Annotated in this window: 9 protein-coding genes; 1 reads left to right on the top strand and 8 read right to left on the bottom strand. The window is 66.1% G+C overall.

Features of this window, described 5'->3' with window-relative positions; translation table 11 throughout:
• Window positions 1-194: 194 nt before the first annotated feature.
• Window positions 195-1,733: a YifB family Mg chelatase-like AAA ATPase gene (locus QN397_RS00910; RefSeq protein ID WP_323499816.1), complete on the top strand. Its 1,539-nt coding sequence runs from the start codon at window positions 195-197 to the stop codon at window positions 1,731-1,733.
• Between the two features lie 16 nt (window positions 1,734-1,749).
• Here QN397_RS00910 and QN397_RS00905 read toward each other — a convergent pair whose 3' ends face one another.
• The 8 genes from QN397_RS00905 to QN397_RS00870 all read right to left on the bottom strand — a co-directional run bounded on the left by QN397_RS00905 (window position 1,750) and on the right by QN397_RS00870 (window position 12,787).
• On the bottom strand, window positions 1,750-2,955 hold the full coding sequence (locus QN397_RS00905; protein WP_323499815.1) for a fumarylacetoacetate hydrolase family protein: 1,206 nt from the start codon (window positions 2,953-2,955) through the stop codon (window positions 1,750-1,752).
• Between the two features lie 58 nt (window positions 2,956-3,013).
• Window positions 3,014-6,775: a molybdopterin cofactor-binding domain-containing protein gene (locus QN397_RS00900; protein WP_323499814.1), complete on the bottom strand. Its 3,762-nt coding sequence runs from the start codon at window positions 6,773-6,775 to the stop codon at window positions 3,014-3,016.
• A 10-nt stretch (window positions 6,776-6,785) separates the two neighbouring features.
• A complete protein-coding gene (locus QN397_RS00895; protein WP_323497288.1) occupies window positions 6,786-7,259 on the bottom strand; it encodes a (2Fe-2S)-binding protein in 474 nt (157 codons plus the stop codon).
• A complete protein-coding gene (pncA, locus tag QN397_RS00890; RefSeq protein ID WP_323499813.1) occupies window positions 7,259-7,927 on the bottom strand; it encodes a bifunctional nicotinamidase/pyrazinamidase in 669 nt (222 codons plus the stop codon). Before pncA ends, QN397_RS00895 begins: the two co-directional genes overlap by 1 nt.
• A gap of 102 nt (window positions 7,928-8,029) precedes the next feature.
• Complete coding sequence (locus QN397_RS00885) at window positions 8,030-8,764, bottom strand: ABC transporter ATP-binding protein (protein WP_323497290.1); 735 nt, start codon at window positions 8,762-8,764, stop codon at window positions 8,030-8,032.
• A complete protein-coding gene (locus QN397_RS00880) occupies window positions 8,761-9,597 on the bottom strand; it encodes an ABC transporter ATP-binding protein (protein ID WP_323499812.1) in 837 nt (278 codons plus the stop codon). The genes QN397_RS00885 and QN397_RS00880 overlap by 4 nt, the downstream gene beginning before the upstream one ends.
• A complete protein-coding gene (locus QN397_RS00875) occupies window positions 9,594-11,540 on the bottom strand; it encodes an ABC transporter permease (protein WP_323499811.1) in 1,947 nt (648 codons plus the stop codon). Before QN397_RS00875 ends, QN397_RS00880 begins: the two co-directional genes overlap by 4 nt.
• A 41-nt stretch (window positions 11,541-11,581) precedes the next feature.
• On the bottom strand, window positions 11,582-12,787 hold the full coding sequence (locus tag QN397_RS00870; RefSeq protein ID WP_323497293.1) for an ABC transporter substrate-binding protein: 1,206 nt from the start codon (window positions 12,785-12,787) through the stop codon (window positions 11,582-11,584).
• Between the last annotated feature and the right edge of the window lie 152 nt (window positions 12,788-12,939).

Below are 12,939 nucleotides of genomic sequence, written 5' to 3'. Positions count from 1 at the left end.
TTTTGGAATGGGTTGGAGTGATCCTCAAAGCAGGGAGCGTGCCAAAGTTCACGTAAGCGCGGAACCTGAACCGCTAATCCGAATCGCTCGCCGGGCGAAAGTTAATCAAACTGTTTCTGTCAATTGGCTGTCCGCCAACCTGCAGCAACGACCCCACAAAAGTATGGTGCACCATATTGGGGAAAGGGAGTGAAATGAGTTTGTCTTTGGTGCAAAGCCGCGCTTTGCTGGGCCTGGAAGCTGCCAGTGTGACCGTCGAGGTGCATTTAGCGAACGGGTTGCCCAGCTTCGTGCTGGTCGGGCTGGCCGATGTGGAGGTCAAGGAGGCCCGTGAACGGGTTCGCTCCGCGATCCAGAACGCCGGGCTCGACTTCCCGAACAACAAGCGGATCATCGTGAACCTCGCCCCGGCCGACCTGCCGAAGGACTCGGGCCGCCTCGATTTGCCGATCGCGCTCGGCATCCTGGCGGCCAGCGGTCAAATCGACGGTGCGCGGCTGGCAGGCCACGAGTTCGCGGGTGAGTTGTCTTTGTCAGGCCAGTTGAGGCCGGTGCGGGGGGCGCTGGCGATGGCACTCGCGCTGCACAGCTGCGGTGTCGCGATGAAGCTGGTGTTGCCCACCGAAAGTGCGAGGGAAGCCGCACTGGTGCATGGCACCGAGGTTTATGGCGCGGCGCATCTGCTCGATGTGGTGCGTCAATTTTTGCCAGCCGACACGACTGCACCAATAGATGCTCCTGTCGATGGGTGGGCGCGCATGCTGCCGGCTGCGAGCGCCGCGCCGCCGCGGTACGCCAATCTGTCCGACGTCAAAGGCCACGTCGGCGCCAAGCGGGCGCTCGAAATCGCGGCCGCCGGGAATCACTCGCTCCTGATGGTCGGACCGCCCGGTTCGGGCAAGTCAATGCTGGCGCAACGCTTTGCCGGATTGTTGCCGGCGATGACGGTCGACGAGGCGCTCGAAAGCGCCGCCGTGGCCAGCCTCGGCGGCCGCTTCGCCATCGAGCGCTGCATGCAACGGCCGACCTCGACACCGCACCACACCTCGAGCGCGGTGGCGCTGGTGGGTGGTGGATCGCCACCGCGACCGGGCGAGATTTCGCTGGCGCATCACGGTGTGCTGTTCCTCGACGAATTTCCCGAGTTCGCGCGCTCGGCGCTTGAAGCGCTGCGCGAACCGCTGGAGACCGGCACCATCACGATTGCGCGCGCGGCCCGGCGCGCTGAATTCCCTGCGCGCTTCCAGCTCATCGCCGCGATGAACCCCTGCCCTTGCGGCTACCTCGGCTCCACGCTGAAAGCCTGCCGCTGCACGCCCGACCAGGTCGCGCGCTACCAGGGCAAGCTGAGCGGACCGTTGCTCGACCGCATCGACTTGCATATCGAAGTACCTGCGGTGTCGGCCAAGGAGCTGCTCGATTCACCTGCGGGTGAATCGACCGACAGCATCCGCACGCGAGCCGCCGCTGCGCGAGACCGCGCTGTCGAGCGACAGGGCAAGCCGAACCAGGCGCTACAAGGTGCAGAGATCGATCGCCACGCCGGCCTCGAACCGGCAGCCCTGAAGTTCATGCACACGGCCGCCGCCAAGCTGGGCTGGAGCGCGCGGTCTACGCATCGCGCGCTCAAGGTCGCGCGCACCATCGCCGACCTGGCGTCGTCGCCGCTGGTCGAGGTCGCGCATGTGGCGGAGGCAGTTCAATACAGGCGCGCCCTGCGCGGGACGCTCTGAAGGACGCGCTGAAACGCTAGAGCAATCCGCGTCCCGCAAGATTGCGCATCAACGCGCCAATGCCGAAGTTCCAGCGCGGCGCCTGATCGGCGTGCACCACGCGATTCACGAGCGCGCCGAGTTCCGGCGCCGAGATCGTCACAAGGTCGCCGACCACATGCGTGAAGCCCTGACCCGGACCGTGCCGGTCTTGCGTCGGTGCGAACATCGTGCCGAGGAACAGCATCAGGCCATCGGGATACGCGTGATGCGGGTTGATCGCCTGGCCGACCAGGTCGAGCGGATCGCGGCTGATCTTCGCGAGCGAACTCGATCCTTCGAGCACGAAGCCTTCAGGGCCGACGACCTTCAACCCGACCGTGATGCGGCGCACATCGTCGATGCCGAAGTGCGCATCGAACAAGCGGATGAACGGGCCGATGGCACATGACGCGTTGTTGTCTTTCGCCTTGCCGAGCAGCAGCGCGCTGCGGCCTTCGAAGTCGCGCAGGTTGACGTCGTTACCGAGCGCCGCACCGAGCGTCTGACCCCGGCTGTTCACCGCCAGCACGACCTCCGGCTCTGGGTTGTTCCAGACCGAGCCCGAATGAATGCCAACCTGCGCACCGGTGCCCACCGCCGCCAGCACCGGCGCCTTGGTGAAGATCTCGGCGTCGGGTCCGATGCCGACTTCGAGGTACTGCGACCACGCGCCTTGCGCGATCAGCAAAGCCTTGACCTTCGCGGCCTCGGGCGACCCCGGCACGATGCCGGCCAGGTTGTCGCCCAGCACACCGCTGAGCGCCGCACGAATCGCGTCGGCCTTGGATGCATCGCCGCGGGACTGTTCCTCGATCACCCGCTCCAGCAGGCTCTCGACGAAGGTGACGCCGCTGGCCTTGATCGCCTGCAGGTCGCACGGCGCCAGTAACCATGGCCGGCCGAAGTCTCGCGCATTGGTTTCGTCGTCTTGCGCCTCGAAGCTGTTGGCGAGCACATCGGCGAGATGCGCGATGCGTGGCGCTTTGCCGGATTGGATGGCTTCGCGCACGGCATCGGCGGGCGGCGCATCGGCTTCGAGCAGGTCGCTCGCGGTCGGCGCGAGGTGCGAGAGGTCGTGGAGTCCGCCTTCGTGCACTGCGACCAGCGTGGGCCCGATGCCGGGTTGCCAGATGCGCCCGATGAGCGTGGCGCGGTCGGCGTCGCGGGGCAGGCTGGTGTCGGGCGAGAGGGTGGTGGTCATCGGGCGTGTCTCCTGGTTCGGCGCTTGAAAGCAGCGTCTGCCGTCGATGGTACGGCGATCAGCGCAAGGCCCGCACGCGTGCGACCTGCGCCGGCAGATCGTTCCATGCCGGCTCCTGTGGTGCGAAGCGCGCGCGCATGTAGCCCGCGAGTTGCGCGACCTGCGCATCGTCGAGTGCATCGCGAAATGCGGGCATGAAGCCGATGTCTTTGGTCGCCGGCGCGCGCACGCCATCGAGGATGGTGCGCAGCAGGTTGTCGGGTCGCGTGCTGGTGAGGTTGCTGTTGAGCGCGAGGGGCGTGTTGACGCCGAGCAGCGTCGGCCCGTCGCCATCGTGATGGCAGACGGCGCAGGCACTGTCGAACATGCGCTGCGCCGAGCCGAGCAGCGGGCCGCGACCGGCGGCGGCGCTGTCGATAGCGTGGGTCGCCGTGGCGGCGTGCGCTTCGGGCAATGCCGATGTCGTCACCGCATTGAACGTCGCCAGATAGCTTGCCATCGCGCGTACATCGTCGTCGCTGGCCGCGCCGAGTTCACGCACGACCTCGGCCATCGGACCGCCGGCGATGCCATGCCGTTGCGTGTGACCTTGGCGCAGATAGCGGTACAGCTCATCGGCGTCCCACGGCACGGCCGCCTTCGAAAGCGAGGTGAGTGCGGGCGCTTCCCATCCGTCGGCGATGGCGCCGGAGAAGAGCGCATTGCCGCCCTGCTCCGCGCCGAGCGAATTGCGCGGCGTGTGGCACGCGCCGCAATGGCCGAGGCCGTTGACCAGATAGGCGCCGCGGTTCCACTCGGCTGTCTGCGAGGCGACCGGTTGGTAGGGCGTCGCGTCGTGGAACAGCGCGTTCCATCCCGCCATCAAAGGACGAATGCTGAACGGGAACTTCAACTCGGCAGGCGGCGTTTCGGCGCTGACCGCGGGCAGCGACATGAAGTACGCATAGAGCGATTGAAGATCGTCGTCGCTGGTCCTCGCGAACGCCGTGTACGGGAATGCGGGGTACAGGTGATGGCCATCCCGCGAGACGCCTTCGCGCATCGCACGCTGGAATGCGCTGAACGACCAGTGCCCGAGACCCGTGTCGGCATCGGGCGTGAGGTTGGTTGCGTAGAGCGTGCCGAAGGGCGTCTCCATCGCACGTCCACCGGCGTTGGGCACGCCGCCTGCAGCGGTGTGGCATACGGCGCAATCGCCGAGCGCTGCGAGCACCCGACCGCGCTCGATGGTCGAGGCGCTGTAGACCGGCGCGCTGAACGACACGGGTGCGATGACCGAGCGCCAGCCGAGCAGCCCGGCGATGACACCGATGCCGCCGATGGCGAGCGCACTCCCCACCGCCCAAATGCTTCTTGTATTGCTCCTTCCCCCTTTAGGAGAAGGCTGGGATGGGGGCGCGCGCAGGTCAAGCTGCGCCGGTTTCGTGCCCTCACCCATGCCCTCCCGCAGCGGGGGAGGAAGCGAACTGCCGAGCGCAGCACGGATGACTTCGGAGGTGAACGGTGGCGACCGAAACCGCACCCCCGTCGCATCGAAGATTGCATTCGCGATCGCCGCCGTCCCAGGCACCGAAGACGACTCGCCCGCGCCCAGCGGCGGCTCGCCGGGGCGTGCCATCTGGATCACTTCGATGACGGGAACCTGCCGAAAATTGATGATCGGGTAGCTGCCCCATTCGCGGCTCGCGACGACGCCGGACGGCAGCACGCCGGGCAAGCGTTCGCCGGCCTTGTGCTGCGGTGCGAACCGCACCTCCTCCATCAGCGCACGACTCGTGGTCTGGATCACGTTGCCGTGTACCTGGTGCTCGACGCCCGCGGGGTTGATGGTCAGTCCCGCATCGTGGCCGACGACCACGCGCCGCACATGCACCTCGCCGGTCTTGCGATTGACCTCGACGTCGGCCACCCACGCCGCCCAGGCCGCGCCGAAGCCCGGCCATTTGCTGTGCACGTAGCGCGCATACGCGAAGCCTTGGCCGAACAGGATGTCGCCGCCCTCGCCCAGTCCGCCATCGGCGTTTTCCTGCGGCCCGGTACGCATGCGCCAGCCGGCTTTCTGCGCGGTCGCCTGCACCAGCTCGACAGCACGCGGATCGCGCAGATGGCGCAGCCGGAACTGCACCGGATCGACGCCGGCGGCCGTCGCCAGCTCGTCGATGTACGACTCGTGCGCGAACGAGTTCGGCAGCGCCGACACCCCGCGCAACCACGACGCGCGAACCATCGGCGCCATGTCGTTAACCTTGACGCGCAGGTTGTCGATCGCATACGGCGGACGCGCCGTGCGGTCGCCCATTTCATAGGCGTGTGGCACCGGTTCGATGGTGCGCGTCAGCAGCAACGCGAGCGTCGGCGATCCGTTGGAGGGGTAGGAGGTTTCGAAGTCATACGCAGCGATGCCGCCATCGGCGAGCAGGCCGCCGTCGATCTCCATCAGCTGCGCCGCACCCTTCGGCTCCCACGCATGCTCCTGCTCGCGCGTGAGCTGCACCCGCACCGGCGCACCGACCGCACGCGCCAGCAACGCAGCATCGGCGGCCACGTCGTCGGCGCCGTTGCGGCCATAGCAACCCGCGGCTTCCATGCGAACGACATCGACCTGCACATCGCGCACGCCCATCAGCTTGGCGAGATCTTCGCGCAGCACGTGCGGACTCTGCGAGCCGGCCCAGACGCGCAGTGCGATCTGACCACCGCCTTCATGCGTATCAGCATCGGCATCGACATCGGCATGCCACTCCGCCAACGCGCATGAAGGTCCGACCGACGCGTGCATCTGGTACGGCCAGACATACGTCCGCCTCATCGAGCTGCCGGACGCCGCTAGCGCGGCCAGCGCCCCATCGACATCCCCTTCGTCGACCAGCAAGCGCTGCGTCGACGGGTTGTCGCGAATCGCCTGCGCGACGTCGCCGAGGTCAGGCATGCCGGGCCACGGCTTCCATGTCACGCGCAGTTCGCGCAAGGCTTGCTCCGCGTGCTCTTCGCGCTCGGCGACGATGCCGACGAAGTCGCGGATCACCACCACCGCGCGAATGCCGGGGATGTGAGCGATCGATGCTTCATCTACTGACTCGAGCGTGTTGCCGATGAAGTCGCCATGGTCGGCACCGGCATACGGCGGCCGCACCACCCGGCCGTGCAGCATGCCGGGCACGCGCATGTCGTGCACGAAGACGAGTTCGCCCGCCAGCTTGGCCGGGATGTCGACGCGCGGCTGCGAGGTGCCGACGATGCGGTAGTCGTCCGGATGCTTCTGTTCGACGTGATGCGCCAGTTGCAGCACGGTGCGCTGGCCGGCCACGAGGTCGCCGAAAGCGACGCTGCGCTCGGGTGCATCGACGACGTGAACCACGCCGTTGCGAACGACCAGCGCGTCGACCGGCGCATCGAGCCGTGCCGCGGCACGCGCAATTAACCAGGCCCGCGCCTGTGCTGCGGCGAAGCGCAACGGCCTCGCATGGTTCTGGATCGACGCGCTGGCGATCGTTCCGCCCTGATTGGGTGCACGCGCGGTGTCGCCCAGCATCATGCGCACGCACGGCATGCCGAGGTCGAGCTCTTCGGCGACGATCTGCGCCAGTGCGGTCTGCAGGCCGGTGCCCAGATCGACGTGGCCGTTCAACCCCGTCGCGCTCCCGTCGTCCCACACCGCGAGCAGCACCTCGTCGCCTTCGATCGGGTTGCCCGACACGAGCTCAGGTTGGCCCTTGGCAGGCGGCGGTGCCGGCGGCGTCGGACGCACGATGACGAGCACGCCATCGGCATTCAAGAAGTCGGCGCGGGTGCGCGGCTGGTCGGCCCGCCGCGATGTCATTGCGCAGCGCTCATGACGCGGCCTCGGCCAGCCGCAGCGCCGCTAGCTGCACCGCGCGAACGATCTCGACATGCGTGCCGCAACGGCACAGGTTGCCGGACAGCTCGGCGCGGATACGGTCTTCGCTCGGGTTCGGCTCGCGCGCCAACAGCGCCGCAGCCTGCATCACCATGCCGTTCAGGCAGTAGCCGCACTGGGCCGCCTGCGCGTCTTCGAATGCTTGCTGAACGGGGTGCCAATCGCCACGCGAACCCAGCCCTTCTAGCGTCGTGATCTCGCGCCCTTCGACGCCGTGCGCCGGGATCACGCAGCTGCGCGCCGCCACGCCGTCGACCCACACGGTGCACGCCCCGCATTGGCCAAGTCCGCAACCGTACTTGGGTCCGTTGAGCCCGAGGTCGTTGCGCAGCACGTGCAGCAACGATGCCTCGCGCGACACGGACAGCTGTTGCGCTCGGCCGTTAACGGTCAGGGAAAAGGCCATCAACCGATCAGCTCGGCCGACTGGATGCGCCCGACGCCCTGCGCGGCCATCTGCGCCCAGGCCTTGTCGAGCGAGCCATCGAGATCGATCGCACGCGTCGCGTCTTCGATGACGAACGCGGTGAAGCCGGCGGTGCGCGCGTCAAGGGCGGTCCACGCGACGCAGAAGTCGGTCGCCAGTCCGGTCACATAGACCGTGTCGATGCCGCGCGCATGCAGATAGGCGGCCAGGCCGGTCGACGTCGTGCGATCGGCTTCCTCGAAGGCGGAGTAACTGTCGATGCCGGGATGGAAACCCTTGCGGATGATGAGCTGCGCCGCCGGCAGGTGGAGGTCCTTGTGCAGCGCGGCGTCTTCGGTGCCCTGCACGCAATGGACCGGCCACAGCACCTGCTCGCCATACGGCATCGTCGCCATCTCGTAAGGGCTGCGGCCCGCGTGGTTGACAGCGAACGAGGCATGGCCGGGCGGATGCCAGTCCTGCGTGATGACGATGTTCTCGAAGACCGACGCGAGGCGGTTGATCACCGGCACGACCTCGGCGCCGCCTTTCACAGGCAGGCCACCGCCGTCGATGAAGCCGTTCTGCACGTCGACCACGATCAGGGCGGTCCTGGCGCGAGAGCGGCCAAGGGAGTTCGCAGCGGAGTCGGGAAAAGAGGCGTTCACAGCTCAGCCAACCGCGGCGACGTTGCCCGACTGGGGGCGCTTGACAGCTTTGCGATGCATGGTTGGGTGTCCTTGGCTGGATGGTTGAGATGAAGCGACGAATCAAACGCTGAGATATTGCCGCCGCACATCTTCGTTGGCGGCAAGTTCGGCCATCGACGCGTGATAGCGGATCTGGCCTTTTTCGAGCACGTAGGCACGATCAGACACCAGTTCCGCAAAGTGCATGTTCTGCTCCGACAGCAGGATGCTGACGCCCTGCGACTTGAGCTCCAGGATCATGTTGGCCATCTGTTCGACGATGACCGGCGCGACGCCTTCTGACGGTTCGTCGAGCAGCACCAGATACGGGTTGCCCATCAGCGTGCGCGCGACGGTCAGCATCTGCTGCTCGCCGCCGCTCATACGGCCACCCGGCCGGTTCGGCATTTCGCCGAGATTGGGAAACAGCTTGAAGAGCCGCTCGGGCGTCCAGAGCGGTGCCGCCGTGCCGTCGGTCCAGTGCCGTTCGGGCTGCTTGCCGACCTCGAGGTTTTCCATCACCGTGAGATCGGTGAACACGCGCCGGTCCTCCGGAACGAAGCCGAGTCCGAGGCGCGCCGCCACATGCGGCTCGCTCTTCGAAATGTCGTGCCCCAGGAAGCGCACGGCACCGCGCCGTTTGGTCAGCATGCCGATCAGTGTCTTCAGCGTGGTCGACTTGCCGGCGCCGTTGCGACCCATCAACGCGACGACTTCACCGCGCCGCACTTCGAGGTCGACGTCGTACAGAATTTGTGCCGCGCCGTACCAGGCGCAGACCGACTTGGCTTCGAGCAGCAGTTCGTGTGCACTCATGCCGAGGCTCCAACAGCAGCATTGACAGCCGCTGCCTTCTCCGCGATCTTCTCGAAGGTCTTGCCGCTGCCGAAGTACACCTCCTGCACTTTCGGGTGGTCGCGGATCTCGAGCGGTTTGCCCTGCGCGATCAGACGTCCGCGCGCCAGCACGATCATGCGATCGGCGTACGCGAACACCACGTCCATGCTGTGCTCGGTAAACAGCACGGCCAAGCCGCGGCTGATCACGAGGTCTTTGGTCAAAGCCATCAACGAGTTGCGCTCCTTCGGTGCCATGCCGGCAGTGGGCTCGTCCATCAGCAGCAGCTTGGGTGCGTTGGCCATCGCGATGGCGAGTTCGACGCGCTTGACGTCACCGTAAGCCAGTTCGCTGCACGGCCGATCGGCCTGCGCCTTCATGCCGACCTGGTCAAGCAACGCAAGTGCTTCGTCGCGCTTGTGCTCGGCCGCGCGACGCCACATCGAGAAAAGCCTGCCGTCGTGCGACAGCATCGCCATCTGCACGTTCTCGACCACCGTCAGCGAAGCGAATGTCTCTGCGATCTGGAAGGTGCGGCCGACACCCAGGCGCCAGATGGCGCGCGGCTTCATGCCCACCAGTTCGTGACCGTCGAACAGGATGGAACCCTGGTCGGCCTTGAGCTGCCCATTGACCATGTTGAAGGTGGTCGACTTGCCCGCGCCGTTCGGCCCGATCAGCGCCAGCAGTTCGCCGGCCTTCAACTCGAAGTCGATGCCGTCGACCGCCTTCACGCCACCGAAGGATTTGCCGAGGCCGGTGACCTTCAAAAGCGCGACGTCGGTCACGGATGTTGCGATGTCTGCGTTCATGGAAGTTGCTCCTTCCCCTTCCGGGAGAAGGCTGGGATGGGGGCATCCCCCGCCATTACAGTCTTGCGTTTCAGCTTGTCGAACATCTGCTTGGAAAACCCCGCGATGCCCTGCGGGAACAGCAGCACCAGAATCAAAATAATCGCACCCAGCATCGCGCGCCAGTAGTCGGTATTGCGCGCCACCGTGTCGTGCAACCAGCTGAAGGTGACGGCACCGACGACCGGGCCCGCCAGAGTCTGGACACCGCCTAACAACACCATGACGAGCCCGTCGACCGACTTGTCGACGCTCAGGCTCTCTGGCGAAATGCTGCCTTTGGAGAACGCATAGAGCGAGCCCGCGAGACCGGCTGCGGTGCCGGCGATGACGAACGCCGTCCATTGCATGCGCTTGACGTCGATGCCGATGGCGTCGGCACGCAGCACCGAGTCACGCCCGGCGCGCAGCGCGTAGCCGAAGGGCGAGAACAGCACGCGGCGCAGCAGCAGCACGCCGGCCGCCACCAGGCTCAGCGTGAGCCAGTAGTACATGCGCTTGTCCGACAGCCATTCCGACGGCCAGACGCCGGTGAGCCCGTTGCTGCCGCCGGTAAACGAATCCCACTGGTAGACGATGGCCCAGGTGATCTGCGCGAAGGCCAGCGTCAGCATCGCCAGATAGACCCCCGACAGCCGCACCGCGAACCAGCCGTAGACGAAAGCGCCGATGGCTGCGACCAGCGGCGCCACGATCAGCGCGAGTTCCATCGGCAGGCCGCTGGCCTTGACCAGCAGCGCAGCGCCGTAGGCACCCAGGCCGAAATACGCGGCGTGGCCGAACGAATGCATGCCGGCCGGACCCATGATGAAGTGCAGGCTGGCAGCGAACAGCGCGGCGATCAGCAGGTCGATCATCAGCACCGTGGTGTAGGGCGAGTCGACCGTGAGCAGCGGCATCGCCATCAGCAGTACGCCGAGCACGGCAACGGCCCACAGATAGCCCTTGCTGGCGCGACGCAATGGTTCTTCAGCCATACCGACATAGCGGCTCGGCGCCTGCGGCCGACCGAACAGGCCCCACGGGCGCCACACCAGCACGATCGCCATCACGATGAAGTCGACCACCAGCGTGAGCTTGGAGAACGAGACGCTGTAGCCGAAGAGTTCCACCACGCCGAGCCAGATGCAGACCGCCTTGATCTCGGAGATGAGCAGCGCGGCGACGTAGGCACCGGGGATCGAGCCCATGCCGCCGACCACCACCACCACAAAGGCGGCACCGATGGTGTTCAAGTCCATCGCCAGCGTGGCCGGCTCGCGCGGCAGTTGCAGCGCGCCACCGAGTCCCGCGAGCATGGCGCCCAGCGCGAACACCGCCGTAAAGAGCCACGCCTGGTTGACGCCCAGCGCACTGACCATCTCGCGGTCTTGCGTGGCGGCGCGCACCAGCGTGCCGAAGCGCGTGCGTGTCAGCAGCAACCACATGAGGCCGAGAACGACCGGGCCGACGACGATCAGAAACAGGTCGTAGGTCGGGAACTGCCGCCCGAGGATTTCAACCGCGCCCGACAGGCCCGGCGCGCGAGGGCCGAGCAATTCGTCGGGCCCCCAGAGATAGAGCACCGCGTCCTTGATGACCAGGACGAGTGCGAAGGTGGCTAGCAACTGGAACAGTTCCGGCGATTTGTAGATGCGCCGCAGCAGCACCATTTCGATCAACGCGCCGAGCACCCCGACCGCCAGCGCCGCGATGACGATGGCCGGCCAGAAACCGAGCCCGGTGCCGAGCCGGTCGACCAGCGTGTAGGCAATGTAGATGCCCACCATGAAGAAGGAGCCGTGCGCGAAGTTGACGATGCGCGTGACCCCGAAGATCAACGACAGACCCGCGCCCACGAGGAACAACGAAGAAGCCGATGACAGCCCGGTGAGGAACTGCAGCAGCAGGGACGAGAGGCTCATGAGGCGGGCAGTCGAAAGCTAGCGGTCGAAAAAAAGAACGATCAGTCTGCGGCGCGCGACTTCTTGACGTCGGCGGCGCTCGGCTGGAACTTGGCGCCGTCGAAGTACGTGTAGTCGACCATCACGCCCTTGCCGTTTTCGTTCTTCGTCTTGCCGACGAACGCACCCATCGTCGATTGATGGTCTTCGGCGCGGTAGGTGATCTTGCCGAACGGGGTATCGACCGGCAGGCCCTTGAAGGCGGCGACCAGCTTCAGCGGCTCGGTGCTCTTGGCCTTGGCGATGCCTGCTGCGACCGACTTGATCATGGTGTATCCGACCACCGAGCCGAGGCGCGGGTAGTCGTTGTACTTGGCGTGATAGGCCAGGAAGAAGGCCTTGTGCTCGGGCGTCTGAATGCCGTACCACGGGTAGCCGGTGACGATCCAGCCGTTGGGCGTTTCTTCCTTGAGCGGATCGAGATACTCGGGCTCACCGGTCAGCACGCTGACGACCGCGCGGTCTTTGAAGAGGCCGCGCGTATTGCCTTCGCGCACGAACTTCGACAGGTCGGCGCCGAACAGCACGTTGAAGATGGCGTCGGGCTTGGCATCGGCCAGCGCTTGCGCGACGGCACCGGCGTCGACCTTGCCCAGCGGCGGCGCCTGCTCGGCCACGAACTCGACATCGGGCTGTGCCGCCTTCAGCAGCGTCTTGAACGCAGCGACCGCCGACTGGCCGTATTCGTAGTTGGGGTACACGACGGCCCAGCGCTTCTTGTTGAGCTTGACGGCTTCAGGCACCAGCATCGCGGCCTGCATGTAGGTACCGGGGCGCAGACGGAAGGTGTACTCGTTGCCGCCTTGCCAGGTCATCTTGTCGGTCAGCGGTTCACCGGCCAGAAAGAAGATTTTCTTTTGCTTGGCGAAGTCGGCCACGGCCAGGCCGGTGTTCGACAGGAAGGTGCCGGTCAGCACGTCGATCTTTTCGCGCGCCACCAGTTCTTCGGCCACGCGCACGGCGTCGCCGGGGTTCGCGTTGTCGTCACGCGTGATGAGCTCGACCTTCTTGCCGTTGACGCCGCCCTTGGCGTTGATCTCGTCGACTGCGAGTTCCATCCCCTTCTTGTAGGGCTCGAGGAAGGCGGGCTGCGCCTTGTAGCTGTTGACTTCGCCGATCTTGATCACGCCCTGCGCATGGGCGGGCACGACGGCGATGGCGAACACGGCGAGAGCCGCGGCGCTGAAGACATGACGCAATGGGTTCATCGGGAAACTCCTTGGGGATGGTGACAAGTAACGAATGAGTAGCTCTTCGCCGGGAACACCGCGGAACGGGCTTTGCCCGGAAGCTGGTGTTGCCCCCTGCAAGGGGGTTGGTGAAGCGACACGAAGTGCGCGAAGGCTGGGGGTGTTCTCAT

Origin of the sequence: Variovorax sp. RTB1, assembly GCF_035018765.1 — a bacterium.
GTDB lineage: Bacteria > Pseudomonadota > Gammaproteobacteria > Burkholderiales > Burkholderiaceae_C > Variovorax.
The sequence above is the reverse complement of the archived record's forward strand: the minus strand, read 5'-3'. Positions and strand labels throughout refer to the sequence as shown.

Bases quoted from the DNA above. Each gene is read 5' to 3' on its own strand.
- QN397_RS00910 (WP_323499816.1), top strand. From the start codon at position 195: ATGAGTTTGTCTTTGGTGCAAAGCCGCGCTTTGCTGGGCCTGGAAGCT.
- QN397_RS00905 (WP_323499815.1), bottom strand. From the start codon at position 2,955: ATGACCACCACCCTCTCGCCCGACACCAGCCTGCCCCGCGACGCCGAC.
- QN397_RS00900 (WP_323499814.1), bottom strand. From the start codon at position 6,775: ATGACATCGCGGCGGGCCGACCAGCCGCGCACCCGCGCCGACTTCTTG.
- QN397_RS00895 (WP_323497288.1), bottom strand. From the start codon at position 7,259: ATGGCCTTTTCCCTGACCGTTAACGGCCGAGCGCAACAGCTGTCCGTG.
- QN397_RS00885 (WP_323497290.1), bottom strand. From the start codon at position 8,764: ATGAGTGCACACGAACTGCTGCTCGAAGCCAAGTCGGTCTGCGCCTGG.
- QN397_RS00880 (WP_323499812.1), bottom strand. From the start codon at position 9,597: ATGAACGCAGACATCGCAACATCCGTGACCGACGTCGCGCTTTTGAAG.
- QN397_RS00875 (WP_323499811.1), bottom strand. From the start codon at position 11,540: ATGAGCCTCTCGTCCCTGCTGCTGCAGTTCCTCACCGGGCTGTCATCG.
- QN397_RS00870 (WP_323497293.1), bottom strand. From the start codon at position 12,787: ATGAACCCATTGCGTCATGTCTTCAGCGCCGCGGCTCTCGCCGTGTTC.